This window comes from Rhodopseudomonas palustris (assembly GCF_003031265.1).
Lineage (GTDB): Bacteria > Pseudomonadota > Alphaproteobacteria > Rhizobiales > Xanthobacteraceae > Rhodopseudomonas > Rhodopseudomonas palustris_H.
Genome location: NZ_CP019966.1, coordinates 4,050,919 through 4,069,198 on the forward strand (window position 1 = coordinate 4,050,919; position 18,280 = coordinate 4,069,198).

Annotated in this window: 17 protein-coding genes; 7 read left to right on the forward strand and 10 right to left on the reverse strand. The window is 63.8% G+C overall.

Features of this window, described 5'->3' with window-relative positions:
* Positions 1–19: 19 nt before the first annotated feature.
* Genes RPPS3_RS18880 through RPPS3_RS18890 form a run of 3 tightly spaced genes read left to right on the forward strand, consistent with a single transcriptional unit; the run spans position 20 to position 3,444 of the window.
* On the forward strand, positions 20–1,474 hold the full coding sequence (locus RPPS3_RS18880) for a CpaF family protein (RefSeq protein WP_107345435.1): 1,455 nt from the start codon (positions 20–22) through the stop codon (positions 1,472–1,474).
* A 12-nt stretch (positions 1,475–1,486) separates the two neighbouring features.
* Complete coding sequence (locus RPPS3_RS18885; protein ID WP_107345436.1) at positions 1,487–2,461, forward strand: type II secretion system F family protein; 975 nt, start codon at positions 1,487–1,489, stop codon at positions 2,459–2,461.
* Between the two features lie 8 nt (positions 2,462–2,469).
* Positions 2,470–3,444, forward strand: a complete 975-nt coding sequence (locus tag RPPS3_RS18890; RefSeq protein ID WP_107345437.1) for a type II secretion system F family protein — start codon at positions 2,470–2,472, stop codon at positions 3,442–3,444.
* A 23-nt stretch (positions 3,445–3,467) separates the two neighbouring features.
* Here RPPS3_RS18890 and RPPS3_RS18895 read toward each other — a convergent pair whose 3' ends face one another.
* Positions 3,468–4,262: a tetratricopeptide repeat protein gene (locus RPPS3_RS18895; protein WP_107345438.1), complete on the reverse strand. Its 795-nt coding sequence runs from the start codon at positions 4,260–4,262 to the stop codon at positions 3,468–3,470.
* A gap of 116 nt (positions 4,263–4,378) precedes the next feature.
* Here RPPS3_RS18895 and RPPS3_RS18900 point away from each other — a divergent pair, with 116 nt between their 5' ends.
* Both RPPS3_RS18900 and RPPS3_RS18905 read left to right on the forward strand, forming a co-directional pair.
* Entirely contained in the window at positions 4,379–5,761 is a 1,383-nt protein-coding gene (locus RPPS3_RS18900) for a leucyl aminopeptidase family protein (protein WP_107345439.1), read from the forward strand.
* A complete protein-coding gene (locus RPPS3_RS18905) occupies positions 5,754–6,599 on the forward strand; it encodes a C40 family peptidase (protein ID WP_107345440.1) in 846 nt (281 codons plus the stop codon). The genes RPPS3_RS18900 and RPPS3_RS18905 overlap by 8 nt, the downstream gene beginning before the upstream one ends.
* On the opposite strand, the gene RPPS3_RS18910 is transcribed toward RPPS3_RS18905, so the two are convergent.
* The 9 genes from RPPS3_RS18910 to RPPS3_RS18950 form a co-directional block, all read right to left on the reverse strand.
* Entirely contained in the window at positions 6,583–7,221 is a 639-nt protein-coding gene (locus RPPS3_RS18910; RefSeq protein ID WP_107345441.1) for an NUDIX domain-containing protein, read from the reverse strand. The two genes, RPPS3_RS18905 and RPPS3_RS18910, sit on opposite strands and share 17 nt — an antisense overlap.
* 7 nt (positions 7,222–7,228) lie before the next feature.
* Positions 7,229–8,866 carry an ABC transporter ATP-binding protein gene (locus RPPS3_RS18915; protein ID WP_107345442.1) on the reverse strand — a complete coding sequence of 546 codons (1,638 nt, stop codon included), beginning with the start codon at positions 8,864–8,866 and terminating at the stop codon, positions 7,229–7,231.
* Entirely contained in the window at positions 8,866–9,306 is a 441-nt protein-coding gene (locus tag RPPS3_RS18920; protein ID WP_107345443.1) for a type II toxin-antitoxin system VapC family toxin, read from the reverse strand. The genes RPPS3_RS18915 and RPPS3_RS18920 overlap by 1 nt, the downstream gene beginning before the upstream one ends.
* Entirely contained in the window at positions 9,306–9,521 is a 216-nt protein-coding gene (locus RPPS3_RS18925) for a hypothetical protein (RefSeq protein WP_107345444.1), read from the reverse strand. Before RPPS3_RS18925 ends, RPPS3_RS18920 begins: the two co-directional genes overlap by 1 nt.
* Positions 9,522–9,555: 34 nt before the next feature.
* Positions 9,556–10,734, reverse strand: coding sequence for an ABC transporter permease (locus RPPS3_RS18930; protein WP_107345445.1), 1,179 nt, complete (start codon positions 10,732–10,734; stop codon positions 9,556–9,558).
* Positions 10,734–11,843, reverse strand: coding sequence for a microcin C ABC transporter permease YejB (locus tag RPPS3_RS18935; protein WP_107345446.1), 1,110 nt, complete (start codon positions 11,841–11,843; stop codon positions 10,734–10,736). The genes RPPS3_RS18930 and RPPS3_RS18935 overlap by 1 nt, the downstream gene beginning before the upstream one ends.
* Position 11,844: 1 nt before the next feature.
* Positions 11,845–13,713 carry an extracellular solute-binding protein gene (locus RPPS3_RS18940; protein ID WP_107345447.1) on the reverse strand — a complete coding sequence of 623 codons (1,869 nt, stop codon included), beginning with the start codon at positions 13,711–13,713 and terminating at the stop codon, positions 11,845–11,847.
* A gap of 14 nt (positions 13,714–13,727) precedes the next feature.
* On the reverse strand, positions 13,728–15,623 hold the full coding sequence (locus tag RPPS3_RS18945) for an extracellular solute-binding protein (protein WP_107345448.1): 1,896 nt from the start codon (positions 15,621–15,623) through the stop codon (positions 13,728–13,730).
* A 212-nt stretch (positions 15,624–15,835) separates the two neighbouring features.
* Positions 15,836–16,390 carry a c-type cytochrome gene (locus RPPS3_RS18950; protein ID WP_107345449.1) on the reverse strand — a complete coding sequence of 185 codons (555 nt, stop codon included), beginning with the start codon at positions 16,388–16,390 and terminating at the stop codon, positions 15,836–15,838.
* A 199-nt stretch (positions 16,391–16,589) separates the two neighbouring features.
* On the opposite strand from RPPS3_RS18950, the gene RPPS3_RS18955 reads away from it, so the two are divergent.
* Together RPPS3_RS18955 and RPPS3_RS18960 are read left to right on the forward strand one after the other, a co-directional pair.
* Entirely contained in the window at positions 16,590–17,327 is a 738-nt protein-coding gene (locus RPPS3_RS18955; RefSeq protein ID WP_107345450.1) for a 3-deoxy-manno-octulosonate cytidylyltransferase, read from the forward strand.
* A 70-nt stretch (positions 17,328–17,397) separates the two neighbouring features.
* On the forward strand, positions 17,398–18,240 hold the full coding sequence (locus RPPS3_RS18960) for a prephenate dehydratase (protein WP_107345451.1): 843 nt from the start codon (positions 17,398–17,400) through the stop codon (positions 18,238–18,240).
* Positions 18,241–18,280 lie beyond the last annotated feature (40 nt).

The window sequence follows — 18,280 nt, forward strand, 5'->3', positions numbered from 1 at the left end:
CTGGTGTTGGAGTATCGAGGTGTTTGGTAAGCGCGGACCGGAAAACGAAGTCAGGGCCCTGAAACCGGCGAGCTTCTCGCCGGAGCCGACGATGCGCGCCGTCGAACCCAAGCCGGTCGTGTCATCACCACCGCTGGCACCAGCGCGCGCCCCTTCAGCGCCGCCGGTGGCCGTCGAGACGCGCCGTTCCGAGAACTACTACCAAGTCAAGGCGACGATCTTCGGCGCGCTGATCGAAGCGATCGATCTGGCGCAGCTTGCCAAGCTCGACGGAGAATCCGCCCGAGAAGAAATCCGCGACATCGTCAACGAAATCATCGCGATCAAGAACATCGTGATGTCGATCGCCGAGCAGGAGGAACTGCTCGACGACATCTGCAACGACGTGCTCGGCTATGGTCCGCTCGAGCCGCTGCTGTCGCGCGACGACATTTCCGACATCATGGTCAACGGCGCCGGCACGGTTTACATCGAAGTCGCAGGCCGGATTCAACGCACCGGCATTCGGTTTCGTGACAACCAACAGCTCCTCAACATCTGCCAGCGCATCGTCAGCCAAGTCGGTCGGCGCGTCGACGAATCCTCGCCGATTTGCGACGCGCGCCTCGCCGACGGCTCCCGCGTCAACGCGATTGTGCCGCCGCTGGCGATCGACGGACCAGCCCTCACCATCCGCAAATTCAAGAAGGACAAGCTGACGCTCGACCAGTTGGTCAAATTCGGCGCGATCACGCCGGAGGGCGCTCAGATTCTGCAGATCATCGGCAGGGTCCGCTGCAACGTGCTGATCTCCGGCGGTACCGGCTCGGGTAAAACGACCCTCCTGAACTGCCTGACAAACTATATCGACGACGACGAGCGCATCATCACCTGCGAAGACGCGGCCGAATTGCAGCTGCAGCAGCCGCACGTGGTGCGCCTCGAAACCCGACCCCCGAACATCGAAGGCGAAGGCCAGATCACGATGCGAGATCTGGTCCGCAACTGTCTGCGTATGCGTCCTGAGCGGATCATCGTCGGCGAAGTCCGCGGACCAGAGGCGTTCGACCTGTTGCAGGCGATGAACACTGGCCACGACGGCTCGATGGGCACGCTGCACGCCAACAATCCGCGCGAAGCCCTGTCACGTTGTGAATCGATGATCACGATGGGCGGCTTCGCGCTACCCTCGCGTACGATCCGCGAGATGATCTGCGCCTCGATCGACGTCATCATCCAGGCGGCTCGCCTGCGTGACGGCTCCCGCCGCATTACTCACGTCACCGAGGTGGTGGGGATGGAAGGCGACACCATCATCACCCAGGATATCTTCGTCTACGACCTGTTGGGCGAGGATGCTAACGGTCACATCGTCGGCCGCCACCGCGCCACCGGCATCGGTCGTCCGCGATTCTGGGAACGCGCCCGCTATTACGGCGAAGAGCAACGACTCGCCGCGGCGCTGGATGCCGCGGAGGTCGTGGTCAACTCATAAGAGGCCGGAGCGATAGAAATGCAAACGCTCGCACTCGGCTTCTTCGCTGCCATCGCCGTCGGCGGTGTGGCATGGGTTTTCGTCTATCCGCTGCTGTCCGGAGAGAAGACTGTCGAACAGCGGCTGACTTCCGTCGCGCGCTCCACGCCCACCGTGCGTCAGGCCGATCGCACGCAGCGGTCACGGCGCGAGCAGATCGAAGGCTCTCTCAAAGAGATCGAAACCCGCAACGAAAAGCAGAAGAACGTCCCGCTGACCGCCAAGCTGTCGCAGGCAGGTCTCGATTGGACTCCCGGCAAATTCGGCATGGTTTCGGCTTCGCTCGGCATCTTCGTGCTGGGCATCGCGATCATCTTAGGCGCCGGACTACCGGCCGCGGCCGGTCTTGGTTTCGCCGCCGGCTTCGGACTGCCGCGCTGGACGCTCGGCTATCTCAAACGCCGCCGCGAGAAGAAGTTTCTGGCTGCCCTCCCCGACGCGGTTGACGTTATCGTTCGCGGTATCAAGGCCGGCCTGCCATTGTTCGACTCGATCAAGATGGTGGCCGCCGATTCACCTGAGCCGCTGCGGGGCGAGTTCAATGCCATCATCGAGACCCAGGCGATCGGCATGCCGATCGGCGAGGCCTGCGCCCGGCTGTATGAGCGGATGCCGATTCCCGAAGCGAACTTCTTCGGCATCGTGATCTCGATCCAGCAAAAGTCGGGCGGCAACCTTTCCGAAGCGCTCGGAAACCTGTCCAAGGTGCTGCGCGATCGTAAAAAGATGGCCGAGAAGATCCAGGCGATGTCGATGGAAGCCAAGGCATCGGCCGCGATCATCGGTTCGCTGCCGATCATCGTGATGTTGCTGGTCTATGTGACGACCCCGGACTACATCTCTCTGCTGTGGACACATCCGACCGGTCGCATTCTCCTCGCGGCTTCGGCGCTGTGGATGTCGGCGGGCATCTTCGTGATGAAGAAGATGATCAACTTCGACTTCTGAGGGCGGCCATGTTGGATTTTCTAATCGAGAAGTTCCACGACGCGCGGTTCATGGCGACGCTGCTCGCGGCGATCGCGGCCAGCGCCACGGTCTACACCCTCATCATTCCGTTCTTTGCGGGCGAGACGCTCGCCAAGCGAATGAAGGCAGTCGGCAGCGAACGCGAGCGCCTGCGTCAGCGCGAACGCGATCGTCTCGCCAAGGCGGAGAAGGTGTCGCTGCGCCAAGCACCGAAGAAATTCATCGCGCGTGTGGTGGAAGACTTCAACCTCGCCAAATGGCTGGCGCAAGAATCCGCGCGCGACAAGCTGGTGATGGCCGGATACCGCGGCCAGGCGCCATATGTCACCTTCCTGTTCTTCCGGATGGTGATGCCGATCGCGTTCGGCGCGGCCTCGGCGCTGTACGTGTTCGTGATCGCGAATTTCGACCAGCCGCTGACGGTCAAGATCGGCATGTGCGTCGCCGCGATCTTCTTCGGCATGCAGGCGCCGATGCTGTTTCTGAAAAACGCGATCCAGAAGCGGCAACTGTCGATCAAGCGGGCGTTTCCCGACGCGCTCGATCTGCTGCTGATCTGCATCGAGTCCGGCATGTCGATCGAAACCGCGTTCCGCCGGGTCTCGATCGAAATCGGATCGCAGTCGATCCCGCTCGCCGAAGAATTCACTCTGACCACCGCCGAGCTGTCCTATCTGCAGGACCGCAAGCAAGCCTACGAGAATCTGGCGCTGCGCACCGGTCTCGACGGCGTGAAGTCGGTCTGCCTGGCACTGCAGCAGTCGGAACGCTACGGCACGCCGCTGGGCCAGAGCCTGCGGGTGATGGCGCAGGAGAATCGCGACATGCGCATGAACGAGGCCGAGAAGAAGGCGGCAGCACTGCCGCCCAAGCTCACCGTGCCGATGATCGTGTTCTTCCTGCCGGTGCTGTTCGTGGTGATCCTGGGCCCGACCGGCATTCGCATCGCGGCGATGCAGTAAGGTCGACCGCTTAAAGGATCAGCTTAGCGGCCGGAGGCTAGCACGCCACGGCCCGCCGCTCGGGCGGCATCATGGCCGCTCACCATCTCCTTGAGATAGGCGACGTTGGCGGCGGCCTCGTCCGGCGGCAGGTCGGCACGGACGATCGACTCGGCCTCGGCGTAGCGGCCCTGCAGACCGATCACCAGCGCCAAGTTCTGACGCACGCGCGAGTCCGCCCGGCCGCTTGCATAGGCTCGCCGCAGCGTGTCTTCGGCTTTCGGCAGCTCTTTGGTCAGCACGTAGGACATGCCGAGGTTCGACAACACCGAGGGCTCGTCCGGTGCAAGCCGCAGCGCGCTGGCGTAGTAACGCCGCGCTTCCTCGTTGCGTCCCATCTGGTCGAGCACGGTGCCCTGCACCGACAGGATGCGCCAATCGGGATTGTCGGGGCTGTGCGCCCGTGACAGCGTGTCGAACGCCAACTGGAAATTGCCGTTATCGGCGAGCGCGCGGCCATACGCGGCCCGCACTGCCTTGTTGCTCGGATTGGCGAGCGAGGCCTTCTCCAGCACCGCGACGGCCTGGGCGCGCTGGCCGATCGCGCGCAGCGCGTTGCCATAAGCGATTGCGGCGTCGGGATCGTTGGGGCGTGACCGGTAGCGATCGCCGGCGATCTCGACGGCGCGGTTCGGATCGGCGGCGGCCTCGTTGCGGCTGCCGAGCGAGCCGGTGACATCGGCCATGCCCATGGTCTTGCAACCTGCGAGCGACACCGCCAGGCTGACGGTCAGCGCCGCGGATGCGGCAAACCGGGCAAGACAAGGCAGGTCGCGCATGGCACCATACTCACAAAGCCGACGAATTCTGGCCCAGCAATAGAGCGTTAACCCTAATGTTGGGTTAATCCTCCCGGCCATCGGCGCCGCCTTAAGATTCGAAAGAGCCGCAACGCATGCACCCGATTTTCCAAACCGAGCCTACTCCGTCCGCAACGCCAATTCTGTTCGTCACCAAATCGAGCTGGGATGCGGTGCGGGCTGATCTGCCCGAAGCAGCTCAGCGCTTTGCAACAGCGAGCGGCTATAGCGGCAAGCCCGGTCAGTACCTCGCGCTGCCGACGGCGGACGGCGAGATTGGACATGTGCTATTCGGCCTCGACGAGCCAGACGCGAAGAGCCACGACCCGTTCCGTCCCGGCGCCCTGCCCGGGCTGCTGCCCGCCGGCGTCTATCGTTTCGCCAACGCGCCTCACGATGTGCGGCTCGCCGCTCTCGCCTTCGCGCTCGGCGCCTATAAGTTTGGCCGCTATCGCAAGGCCGAGCCGCCCGCCGTGCGTCTGGTTCCGCCGGATGGCGTCGATGCCGCCGCGATCAGCCGCGCCGCAGAGGCCGCGGCGCTGGCGCGCGACCTCATCAACACGCCGTCGAACGACATGGGGCCGGCTGAACTCGCCGACGCTGCGGACGCACTGGCGACGCGCTTCGGCGCGAGCATCAGCGTCATCGTCGGTGACGAGCTCGCAACCCAGAACTTCCCGCTGATCCGCGCGGTCGGCATGGCCTCGACCCGCGCGCCGCGGCTGATCGATCTGACCTGGGGTGATCCGTCCCATCCGAAGGTCACGCTGGTCGGCAAGGGCGTGTGCTTCGACACCGGCGGCCTCGATCTGAAGCCATCGAGTGCGATGCTGATCATGAAGAAGGACATGGGCGGCGCGGCCAACGTCCTGGCGCTGGCCTCGATGATCATGGACGCCGGGTTGAAACTGCGGTTGCGCGTGCTGATCCCTGCGGTCGAGAACTCCGTCGCCGGCAACGCAATGCGACCGCTCGACATCTTCCCCTCGCGCAAGGGGCCGACCGTCGAGATCGGCAACACCGATGCCGAAGGCCGGCTGGTGCTGGCCGATGCGCTCGCCTATGCGGACGAGGAAGCGCCGGACCTGCTGATCGATCTCGGCACGCTGACCGGCGCAGCCCGCGTCGCGCTCGGCCCCGATCTGCCGCCCTACTACACCAACGACGAAGCGCTGGCGCTCGACGTCGCGCGCCACGCGAGCGCGGAGAACGATCCGCTGTGGCGGATGCCGCTGTGGGGCCCGTACGACTCGTGGCTCGACTCCAAGGTCGCGAACATCAACAACGCGCCGTCCGGCGGCTTTGCCGGCTCGATCACATGCGCGCTGTTCCTGCAGCGCTTCGTCGAAGCCGCCAAGAGCTGGCTGCACGTCGATATCTACGGCTGGACGCCGAAGGCCAAGCCTGGTCGTCCCGAAGGCGGCGAATGCCAAGCCGCGCGCGCGATCTTCGCGCTGTTGAGCGAGCGCTATGGCTGATCGCAGGCTGACGCCGGCGCGGCCCGATCTCGCCGCCAAACATCTCGAAGGCCAAGTTACCGCGGCGCGGTTCGTCGAAGGTGAAGTGTTCGAGGTCAGCTACGGCGTCGCGCCGGTGCGGCGCGAGCCGTTTGCCGGCGCGATGCTGGAGACCGAGGCGCTGAAAGGCGAACGCGTCGCCGTCTATGACCGGACCGAAGAAGGCTGGGCCTGGGGCCAATTGATGACCGACGGCTATGTCGGCTGGCTACCGGATCTCGCTTTGTATAGGCCGGCCGCTGAGCCGACCCACAAGGTGACGGCGCTACGCACTTTCGCGTTCCACGGTCCTTCGATCAAACTGCCCCCGGCGGAGACGCTGCCGCTCGGCGCGCGGCTGGCGATCGTGCACGAGGATGCGAGTTTTGCGGTGACACAGGAAGGCTGGCACGTGCCGCGCCGGCACGTCGCACCGCTGGCTGACATCGAAGCCGATTTCGTCGCGGTTGCCGAGCGCTTCGTCGGCACGCCGTATCTGTGGGGCGGGCGTAGCAGTCTCGGCATCGACTGTTCGGGTCTGGTGCAAACCGCGCTGGCGGCCTGCGGGATCGCCGCGCCGCGCGACAGCGACATGCAGGAAGCCGCGCTCGGCACGTCTGTTTCGCTCGATGAGCAGTCTGCGCTGAAGCACGGGGATCTGTTGTTCTGGAAAGGCCACGTCGCGATCGCACGCGACCCCATCAGTATCGTGCACGCCAATGCTTATCACATGGCAACGGCGATCGAGCCGACGCAGCAGGCGATCGCGCGGATTGCAGCCGCCGGCAGCACGCTGACTGCGATCAAGCGGCTCGGCTAAACCACTCGCGCAGCCGCGCACGATTGAGCGCCAGCCACTGCAAGGCCGTGACAAGCAGCGCGTTGTTGAACGCGCCGCGGCTGAGCGCCGCCAGCGCCTCGTCGATCGTCACGACGAACGGCTCGGTGTCCTCGTCTTCTTCGGCCAATCCGGCGCGTTGCAACACCGCGCTGGAATCGACGTGGCCGACAAAGAAGATGACCTGTTCATCGGTGAGGCCAGGGGTCGGCAGGACGCGATAAAGCTCGGCGAGCTGCGTCGGCGCGACGCCGATCTCCTCGATGCATTCGCGCCGCGCCGCATCCACATCGGTCTCGTGCGGATCGATCCGGCCGGCGACGATCTCGACCATGTCGCCGCGCCCGGTGGCAAGATGCGCCGGAAGGCGAAACTGCCGGATCAGGACGACCGAGTCCCGTGTCAGATCGATCGGGACCACGGCCGCAACGCGGCTGGCGCGCAGCACGTCCCGCCGCTGCAACAGAGGCGGCTCGCCGTCGCGCCGGATCGACACCTCGAAACGCTGATAGGACATGAACCCCTGCCCGATCAGCTCAGGCGCCGACACGGTGACATCCGCCGCGTGGTCCGCGAGCTGGTCAGTTTGGTCGCTCTCGCTCATCAAACACCTATTGGGCCGCAGCGCCGCCGGGCGCGGTCTCGAGCCGGAACGCGGCGGCGAACAGCGCCCGCGTATAGTCGGTCTTCGGAGACTTGAACAGCTCGGCCGCAGGACCTTCCTCGACCACTTTGCCTTGTTTCATGACGATCAGATGACTGGCAAGCGAGGCCACGACGCGCAGATCGTGCGAAATGAACATATAGGTCAGATCGCGCTTGCGCTGCAGTTCGCGTAGCAGATCGACCATCTGCGCCTGAAACAGCATGTCGAGCGCGCTGGTCGGCTCATCGAGCACAACGAAGTTCGGCTCCAGCACCACCGCGCGCGCGATCGAAATCCGCTGCCGCTGACCGCCGGAGAACTCGTGCGGATAGCGGAAGCGGGTCGCCGGATCGAGGCCGACCTCCTTCAGCGCCTTGATCACCCGCGCTTCGCGCTCGGCATCGCCGAGTTGCGGCTGATGCACGCTGAGCCCCTCGGCGATGATATCGCCGACCGACATGCGCGGGCTGAGCGCGCCGAACGGGTCCTGAAACACGATCTGCATATCGCGGCGGAACGGCCGCATCTGCTTGAACTTCAAGCCCTGGATGTCGTTGCCGAGAAACACGATCGGCCCGTCGGACGAGATCAGCCGCAGCATCGCCAATCCGAGCGTCGTCTTGCCCGAGCCTGACTCGCCGACGACGCCGAGCGTCTCGCCTTTACGGATCGCCAGCGTCACCCCATCGACCGCCTTGATGTGCCCGACCGTCTTGCGCATCAGGCCGCGACGGATCGGAAACCAGACCTTGAGATCGTCGGTCGAGATCACCACCGGCGCATCGGGACACGGCGGCGCCGGGTCTGGCTTCGGCTCGGCCGCCAGCAGTGCCTTGGTGTAGGGATGCTGCGGATCGGTGAACACTTGTTCGACCGGCCCCTGCTCGACGATCTTGCCGGTGTGCATCACGCACACCGTGTCGGCGATGCGACGGACGATGCCGAGATCGTGGGTGATGAACAGCATGCTCATCCCGAGCCGCGCGCGAATGTCGGCGAGCAGCGCCAGGATCTGCGCCTGCACGGTGACGTCGAGCGCCGTGGTCGGCTCGTCGGCGATCAACAGATCCGGCTCGTTGGCCAGCGCCATCGCGATCATCACGCGCTGCCGCTGCCCGCCGGATAGTTGATGCGGATAGCTGGCGAGACGTGTCTCCGGCTCGGGAATGCCGACCTGCGTCAGCAGCTCGATGATCCGCGCCCGCGCCTTGGCGCCGCGCACACCGCCGTGTAATTGCAGGATCTCGCCGATCTGCGCCTCGATCGTGTGCAGCGGATTGAGCGAGGTCATCGGCTCCTGAAACACGATCGAGATCTCGTTGCCGCGAATGCCGCGGATCTCGCGCTCGGACATCCCGAGCAGTTCGCGTCCCTTGAACCGGATCTGGCCGGACGGATGCGACGCGCTCGGATACGGCAGCAGCTTCAGGATAGACAGCGCGCTGACCGACTTGCCCGAGCCAGACTCGCCCACCAGCGCAACGCATTCGCCCCGCTTGATCCGGAACGACACATGATCGACGGCCGTCGTCGTCCCGCTGGGCTGATGGAAGGCGACAGACAGGTCGCTGATATCAAGCAGAGGCTGGTTGATCGCGTCCATCAGACAAGCTCGCTGAGTTGAAGCCATGTCGGCCCGCCGGCGATCGCACGGCCCAGCCGTTGGTCTTCGGTCAAGAAGTTCTCACATCCCGCCGCTCGCGCAGTCGCCACGTGGATCGCATCCATCGGTTTGATCCCCAGTTCAGCCTGGATATGACAGGAAGCTAGGAGGATATCTCGACTGACCGGCACCGTCAGAAGCGGACTAAGAGGTGAAAAGAACAACTCGTACTTTTCCAAATAGTCGGGGTTTTTGAGCGAGATCGGCTTTGGCATGACCTCGGCGATCGTCAATTCGGAGGTGACCACCCGCACGTCATCAGCATCGATCGCGCCTAAAAATGCGCGGATCGTCTCGGCCCATTGGCTACCTTGCTCGATCGCATAGATGATGATGTTCGAGTCCAAGTAGATCGGCCGATCTTTGAAACGCGCCCACATCAGTGATCTTCGCGCAACTCGCGGATATGCCGAACGACGTCTTCGTCGCTGCCGTGGAGATTGGGAACGGAGCCTGCGAGCGGAGCGAGCATGATCCTCGGCTTGCGATCGGCCTTGGGCCTAAATTCGATCTCGACCCAACCATGCTGCGGCAGACCTTCCTGAAGGTCCGACGGCAGCTTATCGACCGGATACTCTCGAACAATCTTGTTCATCGCCTCTGCTCCGGAATGAGAGTTTATCACACCTTCACCTGAACGTCTTGCGTGGGTCGAAGGCGTCGCGGACGGCTTCGCCGATGAAGATCAGCAGCGACAGCATGATGGCGACGGCGAAGAAGCCGGTGAAGCCGAGCCATGGGGCCTGAACGTTGGCCTTGCCCTGCGCCAGCAATTCGCCCAGCGACGGCGAGCCGGGCGGCAAGCCGAAGCCGAGGAAGTCCAGCGCCGTCAAGGTCATCACCGAGGACGACACGATGAACGGCAGGAACGTCATGGTCGCCACCATCGCGTTTGGCAGCAGGTGACGGACCATGATCTTGGCGTTGGACACGCCGAGCGCCCGGGCCGCGGTGATGTACTCGAAGTTTCTGCCGCGCAGAAACTCGGCCCGCACCAGGCCGACCAGCGACACCCAGCTGAACAGCAACAGGATGCCGAGCAGCACGAAGAAGCCCGGCACCAGCACCGACGACAGGATCAAGAGCAAATACAGCGACGGGATTGCAGTCCAGACTTCGATCAGCCGCTGGAAGGTGAGATCGACCCAGCCGCCGAAATAGCCCTGGATGCCGCCGGCTGCGACGCCGATGATCGACGAGATGATCGTCAGGCTGAGGCCGAACAGGATCGAGATCCGGAAGCCGTAGATCAGACGTGCAACGACGTCACGGCCCTGATCGTCGGTGCCGAGCCAGTTGTATTCGAGATCGTGGCAGCTCTTGACGCCCTTCTTGGCGACAACCGCGGCGCATTCCTGTTCGGTCAGCAGCCAGGTCGGTTTCGACGGCGCCGGCGTCGGCAGGTCGAGATTGTGAGTACCGTAGGAATAGCGGATCGGCGCCCAGATCACCGTGCCGCCCTTGTCGGCGATCAGCTTCTGCAGAAACGGATCACGATAATCCGCCGCCGTTTCGAAGTCGCCGCCGAAGGTGGTCTCGGAATAGGTCACGACCGCCGGGAAATAATAATGACCGTCGAGCTTGATCAGCAGCGGCCGGTCGTTGGCGATGAATTCGGCGAACAGCGAGATGCCGAACAGCACCAGAAAGATCCAGAACGACCAGTAGCCGCGCCGGTTGGCCTTGAAGTTCTGCCAGCGCCGCTTGTTCAGTGGCGACAGCGACAGACGGTGGCGCGTCGGCGGCACCGCCTCGCCGAGCGGCGCCTGCGTGGTGGTTTCGATCGGCTCGCGTGCGATCAGCGTCATCAGACGTCCCGCGCCTCGAAGTCGATCCGGGGATCGATCCACATATAGGTGAGATCGGAAATCAGGTTCACCACCAGGCCGACCAGGGAAAAGATGAAGAGCGTGCCGAACACCACCGGATAGTCGCGATTGAGTACGCTTTCGAAGCCGAGCAGGCCGAGCCCGTCGAGCGAGAAAATGGTCTCGATCAACAGCGAGCCTGAGAAGAACGCGTGGATGAAGGCGCTGGGAAAGCCGGCGATCACGATCAGCATGGCGTTGCGGAACACGTGCCCGTACAGCACCTGAGTCTCGCTGCAGCCCTTGGCGCGCGCGGTCATGACGTATTGCTTACGGATCTCGTCCAGGAACGAGTTTTTGGTCAGCAGCGTCATGGTGGCGAACGCACCGAGCGCCATCGAGATCAACGGCAGCGTCAGGTGCCAGAAATAGTCGAGGATCTTCCAGTACCAGGGAAACTGGCTCCACCCGTCGGAGGTCAGCCCGCGCAGCGGAAACCAACTGAAGAATGAGCCGCCGGCGAACAGAATGATCAACAGGATCGCGAACAGGAAGCCCGGAATCGCGAAGCCGACGATGATCACCGCAGAAGTCCAGGTGTCGAATTTCGAGCCGTCCTGCACCGCCTTGCGAATGCCGAGCGGAATCGAGATCAGATAGGTCAGCAGCGTCATCCAGATCCCGAGCGACATCGAGACCGGCAGCTTTTCCTTGATCAGCTGCAGCACGCTGACATCGCGGAAGTAGCTCTTACCGAAATCGAACCGCGCAAAATTCCACAGCATGATCGCGAAGCGCTCGGGCGCCGGCTTGTCGAAGCCGAACTGCTTTTCGAGACTCTTGACGAATTCCGGATCGAGCCCCTGGGCGCCACGATATTTCGAGTTCACCGCGTCCGCCGAACCGGCGACCTGCGGCCGTGCACCGAAGTCACCACCGGACGAGCCTGAGATGCGCGACGAGGCGCCGGTATCGGCGCCAGAAATCTGCGCGATCACCCGTTCAACCGGACCGCCGGGCGCGAACTGCACGACGACAAAAGAGACGAACAAAATCCCGAGCAGAGTCGGAAACATCAGCAGGACGCGGCGAGCGATATAGGCGGCCATGCTATTTCTTCCCCCGGTCGGCCGCAGCCGCCGTATCCTTCGCCCACCACAGTTCCGGCACGCCGACGCCGGCGTATTTCGGCAGATTGGGCGGATGGCCGAACACGTCCCAATAGGCGAGCCGGTGCGAGGCCGAATACCATTGCGGCACCCAATAGCGCCCGGCGCGGATCAGACGGTCGAGCGCCCGCGCCGCGACCACCAGCTTGATGCGGGTGTCGGCGGCGATCACCTGATCGATCATCGCGTCGATTACCGGATCGGAAATGCCGGCGAGGTTGTTCGAACCCTTGGTGGCGGCAGCCTGTGACGAGAAGAAGTTGCGCAGCGCGTCGCCCGGCACTGTCGAAAAGCTGTAGCGCTCGATGGCCAGATCGAAATCGAAATCATCGCGCCGCGCCCGCTGCTGCACCGGATCGACCATCCGCAAGGTTGCTTCGATGCCGAGCGTGCCGAGGTTCTTGATGAACGGCATATGGTGGGGCTGGAATGCCGGCTCTTCGAGCAGGAATTCAACGCGGAAAGGCTCACCGGACGGCGTCAGGCGTTTGCCGTTCTTGATCGGGAAACCCGCGTCGTTGAGGAGCTGCGCGCCGTGCCGCAGCAGCGCGCGGTCCTGCCCGGAGCCGTCGGACGCCGGCGGCACGAACGGCGCACCGAACACCTCGTCCGGCACCTTGCCGCGAAACGGCTCGAGCAGCGCCAATTCTTCCGGCGACGGCGCGCCCACCGCCATCATGTCCGAATTCTGGAACGGCGACACCGTGCGCGCATAGGTGCCGTACATGATGGTCTTGTTGGTCCACTCGAAATCGAACGCGCAGCCGAGCGCTTCGCGTACCCGCGGATTCTTGAATTTGTCGCGGCGGGTGTTGATGAACCAGCCCTGCGCGCCCGACGGCGTATCGTCCGGCAGCATCTCGCGCTTGACGCGGCCGTCGTGGATCGCGGGAAAATCGTAGCGGGTATTCCAGATCCGCGAGGTGAATTCCTCGCGAAACAGGTAGCTGCGCCCGGTGAAGCCCTCGAAGGCGACGTCGCGATCGCGATAGAATTCGAACCGCACCGTGTCGAAATTGTACGATCCGACATTCACCGGTAGCTTGGCGCCCCACCAATCCTTGACCCGATCGAATTCGATATAGCGGCCCGATTCCATCCGGCCGACCTTGTAGGGGCCACTGCCGAGCGGCACTTCCATGGTCGATTCATCGAACGACTGCTTGGCGTAGTATGCTTCCGAGAACAGCGGCAGCGCGGCGACGAACAGCGGCACGTCCCGCCCGCGCTTCGGCTTAAAGGTGACGATCAAGGTCGCGTCGCCGTCGGCCGTCGCCTCAATGAAGTCGCGCAGTTGCTGCGTGATCAACGGATGGCCTTTGGCCTTCAGAATGTTGAGCGAGAACGCGGCGTCACGCGCGGTCAGCTTGCTGCCGTCGTGAAATCGCGCCTCGGGCCGCATCGTGAAGCGATAGGTCAGCCCATCGGCGGAGATCGCCACCTTGGACGCGGCAAAGCCGTACATCGCATCCGGCTCGTCGCCCGCCCGCGCCATCAGCGTCGCAAAGGTCAGGCCCATCCCCTGCGCGCCGTCACCCTTGAGGATGAAGGCGTTGAGCGAATTGAAGGTCTGGAACGACTGATTGAAGGCGCGTACCGACGGAATGGTCGAGAACAGGCCGCCCTTGGGAGCCTTCGCATCGACGTAGTCGAACTGCACGAAATCGGCCGGATACTTCAGATCACCGAACGCCGAGATGCCGTGGGAGACCGTTTCACCGTCGGCCGCGACGGCGGTGCCCCGCATCTGCGCGGCGGCGAGCGCGCCGACGCCGAGAGCGAGCACGTTGCGACGATTGAGCTGCGCCATACGCGAAGCAATCCTCAAGAGCGCTTGCCGAGGTTGGCGGCCTTGTCGGCGTCGTACCACCACAGCGCCGGCAGACCGGAGCGGGCGTATTTCGGCAGCGGCGCGTGCCCAAACCGATCCCAGCGCGCGTAGCGCATGAAACCGTAGGTGAATTGCGGCACAACGTAGAAGTTCCACAGCAGCACGCGGTCGAGCGCCCGCGTGGCGGCAACCAGCGTGGCCCGGTCCTTGGCGTAGATCACCTTCTCGATCAGCTCATCGATGGCCGGATTCTTGATGCCAATGGTGTTGTGCGAGCCCTGTTCATTGGCCGCCTGCGATCCCCAATAGTCGCGCTGCTCGTTACCGGGCGACAGCGACTGGCCCCACAGATCGGTGATGATGTCGAAATCGAACGCGCGAATTCGGTTCTGATACTGCGCATCGTCGACCACGCGGATCGAGACGGCAACGCCCAGCCGCTCCAGCGACGGCTTGTAGAACAACGCGATACGTTCCGACGACGGGTCCTGCACCAGGATCTCGACCGCCACCGGCTTGCCGGACGGATCGACCAGCTTGCGATCCTTGATGTCGAAGCCCGCTTCTTTCACCAGCTTGATGGCCTCGCGCAAGTTCGCGCGCACCGCCTCCGGATTGCCGCCGACTGGATTGGTGTAGGGCTGCGTGAACAGCTCGGCCGGCACCTTGTCGCGCACCGTTTCGAGGAACGCCAGCTCCTGCCCTTCAGGCAACCCGCTGGAGGCGAGCTCGGTGCCTTCGAAGAAGCTCGCGATCCGCTTGTACTGTCCGTAGAACAGTTGCTTGTTCATTTCCTCGAAGTCGAACGCGTAGTTGAAGGCACGCCGCACTCGCGGGTCCTTGAACATCTCGCGGCGCGTGTTCAGCACGAAGGCCTGCATCCGGCCGGAGTCGTTGATCGGGAATTCTTCTTTGACGACGCGCTTGTCATTCACCGCCGGGAAGTCGTAGGCGGTCGCCCACTGCTTGGCGGAGTTCTCCATGATCCAGTCGGCCTGATCGGCCTTGAAGGCTTCCAGCGCCACCGTGTTGTCGCGGAAGTACTCGAACCGCAGTTCGTCGAAATTGTTCTGGCCGATCCGCACCGGCAGCTTCTCGCCCCAATAGTCCTTCACGCGCTCCAGCACGACCGAGCGGCCGGCGACGAATTCCTTGATCTTATAGGGGGCGGAGCCGAGCGGCGGCTCCAGCGTCGTCGCCGAGATGTCGCGCTTGCGTCCCTGCGCGTCGGTGCCTTCCCACCAGTGCTTCGGCAGCACCATCAATTCTCCGACGATGGTCGGCAGTTCGCGATTGCCCGGCGCATCGAAGGTGAAACGGATGTCGCGCTCGCCGACCTTCTCGGCTTTGACGACATGCCGATAATACGAGGCGTAGCGCGGGCTATACTTCTTCAGCGCGTCGAACGAAAACACCACGTCGTCGGCGGTGACCGGCTTGCCGTCGTTCCAGCGCGCTTCCTTGCGCAATCGATAGATCACCCAGGAAAAATCGTCGGGATGCGCGGCGCCCTCGGCGAGCAGACCGTACTCGGTGCCGACCTCATCCTGCGACGGCGTCATCAGGGTTTCGTAGAGGTACCCCGCAGGACCGGCGATGTTGCCCTTCACACCGGCGACCGCGAGATTGAAATTGTCGAAGGTGCCGAGCGCGATCTGCCGGGCGATACCGCCCTTCGGCGCTTTCGGATTCACATAATCAAACTGCGCGAAGCCGGCCGGATATTTGAGGTCCCCGAACAGCGACAGGCCGTGGCGCCAGGCCGCACCATCGACGGCGGTTTCGGCGCGCGCCGCGCTCGCCCCAAACGGACCGGGGCTGAAGCTCAGAACCGGAGTCGCTGCGGCCAACAAGCCGCCCTGCAGAAGATGTCGTCGGGTCAACGTCACGATACTGAAATCCCTGTTCGCTGCGGTCTTCGCCCAGACCGGACTGTCCGAGGATTCGTCCGATTATGGCGATTTTGGCGGAGGATAACACCCCACGCACGGCCGACTTGCGGCGAAAGGTCCCGGTTACCGATGTTTAATCCGCACCGGTTTCGCAAAACAAAACGGCCGGGAAAATCCCGGCCGTTCAACATTCCAATCTTGGAAAACCGTTACTTCTCTGCCGTCGCCGGCAGCGCTTCGGGCTTGTCGGAATTCTTGTTGAGATAGGCGATCAGGTCGGCCCGCTCCTTGTCGTTCGGAATGCCGGCGAAGCTCATCGCGGTGCCGGGGATATAGCCCTTCGGATTGGCGAGGAACTTGTTGAGCTCGTCGAACGTCCAGGCGCCGCCCTTGGCCTTCATCGCAGCCGAGAAATTGAAACCGTTGCGGCCTTCGCCGCGATGGTCGCCGACGATGCCGTAGAGATTCGGGCCGACGCGGTTCGGGCCGTCTTTTTCGAAGGTGTGGCAGGCGGCGCACTTCTTGGCGACCTTGGAGCCCTGGTCGACCGAGGCGGTCTGCAGCAGCTTCTCGATCGGCTCGTCCACCTTCGGCGCAGCATCCTTAGCCTGAGCCGGCTCGGCTTCCTTCACGGCGATGGCGTAGCCCTGCTTTTCGGGCTTGGTCGGGGAAAAGATCGCCTGGGCGGCGAAGTTGGATAGCAACAGGATCAGCAAGGTCCCGAAGATCGCGCCGACAATTTTGTTGAGTTCGAAAGTATCCATTTTCGCTCGCGTTTCCAAACCAGCCCGCGTCCGGACTTGTTCATCGGAGGCATTCTCAACTCGACTATAGTCGGGATGAGATATCGGTTTGCCCCTGCGCTGGCAACCCGTATAAACGCCTCACACGCGTCGCTTCGGGCAGCCTGATACCAGTTCCGGCATTCGCTGCGGCGCATCATCCGCCGCAAGCGATCCTTCCATGACATCTCCTGCCACTCTGGTTCTGATCCCCGCCCGGATGGCCGCGACGCGGCTGCCGGGCAAACCGCTGCTCGACATCGCCGGGCTGCCGATGGTGGTGCAGGTGCTGCGCCGGGCGCAGGCGGCGGAGATCGGCCGGGTGGCGGTGGCGACCGATACGCCGGAGATCGCTGCCGCCGTGACCGCCCATGGCGGCGAGGTGGTGATGACCCGCGCCGATCATCCTTCCGGATCGGACCGCATCTTCGAGGCGCTGCAGACGCTGGATCCGGAGCGGAAGATCGACACCGTCATCAACCTGCAGGGCGATTTCCCCACCATCCGCCCCGAGCAGATCGGCGCGGTGCTGGATCCGCTCGCCGACCCGGCCGTCGACATCGCCACGCTGGCAGCCGAGATCCATACCGAGGAAGAGGCCACCAACCCGAACGTGGTCAAGGTGATCGGCTCTCCGCTGGCCGCGGACCGGCTGCGGGCGCTGTACTTTACCCGCGCCACCGCTCCCTGGGGCGACGGGCCGCGCTACCACCACATCGGCCTGTACGGCTACCGCCGCGCCGCCCTGGAGCGGTTCGTGGCGCTGCCCCCTTCGCCGCTCGAGGTGCGCGAAAAGCTCGAACAGCTCCGTGCATTGGAGGCCGGCATGCGGATCGACGTCGGCATCGTGGATACCGTGCCGCGCGGGGTCGACACGGCGGCCGATCTCGAGACCGCACGGCGGGTGCTCGGCGGCTGACCCCGCCCCCTGGCGAAAACCGCTGCGGCTGCTAGAACGCGCGCCAGACACAGGACGCTAAGATCAGACCATGAAAATCGCATTCCAGGGCGAACCCGGCGCCAATTCCCACATCGCGATCAGCGACGCCTATCCCACCGCCGAGGCGATGCCTTGCGCCACCTTCGAGGACGCGCTGAGCGCGATATCCTCGGGTGAAGCCGATCTCGGCATGATCCCGATCGAGAATTCGGTCGCCGGCCGCGTTGCCGACATTCACCACCTGCTGCCGACCTCCAAGCTGTTCATCGTCGGCGAGTGGTTCCTGCCGATCCGGCATCAGCTCGTCGCGGTGCCCGGCGCCAAGCTCGAAGACATCAAGACGGTCGAAAGCCACGTCCACGCACTCGGCCAATGCCGCCGCATCATCCGCAAATTCGGACTGAAGCCGATCGTCGCCGGCGACACTGCCGGCTCGGCACGGATCATCGCCGAACGCGGCGACAAGACCTGCGCGGCGATCTCGTCGCGGCTGGCGGCGAAGATCTATGGTCTCGACATCCTGGCCGAGGACATCGAAGACGAAGCGCATAACACTACCCGCTTCGTGGTGCTGGCACGCGAGCCGCGCTGGGCAGCGCAGGGTTCGGGCAAGCTCGTCACCACGTTTGTGTTCCGGGTGCGCAACCTGCCGGCCGCGCTCTACAAGGCGCTCGGCGGCTTCGCCACCAACGGCGTCAACATGACCAAGCTGGAAAGCTACATGGTCGACGGCAACTTCTTCGCCACGCAGTTTTACGCCGACGTCGAAGGCCATCCCGAGGACCGCAACCTCGCCTTCGCGCTCGACGAACTGAAGTTCTTCTCCCGCGAATTCCGCATCGTCGGCGTCTATCCGGGCCACCCGTTCCGCGACACGTTCAGCGAGCGGTAGGCGAGAGCCCTGCCACGTCATTGCGAGGGAAGCGAAGCAA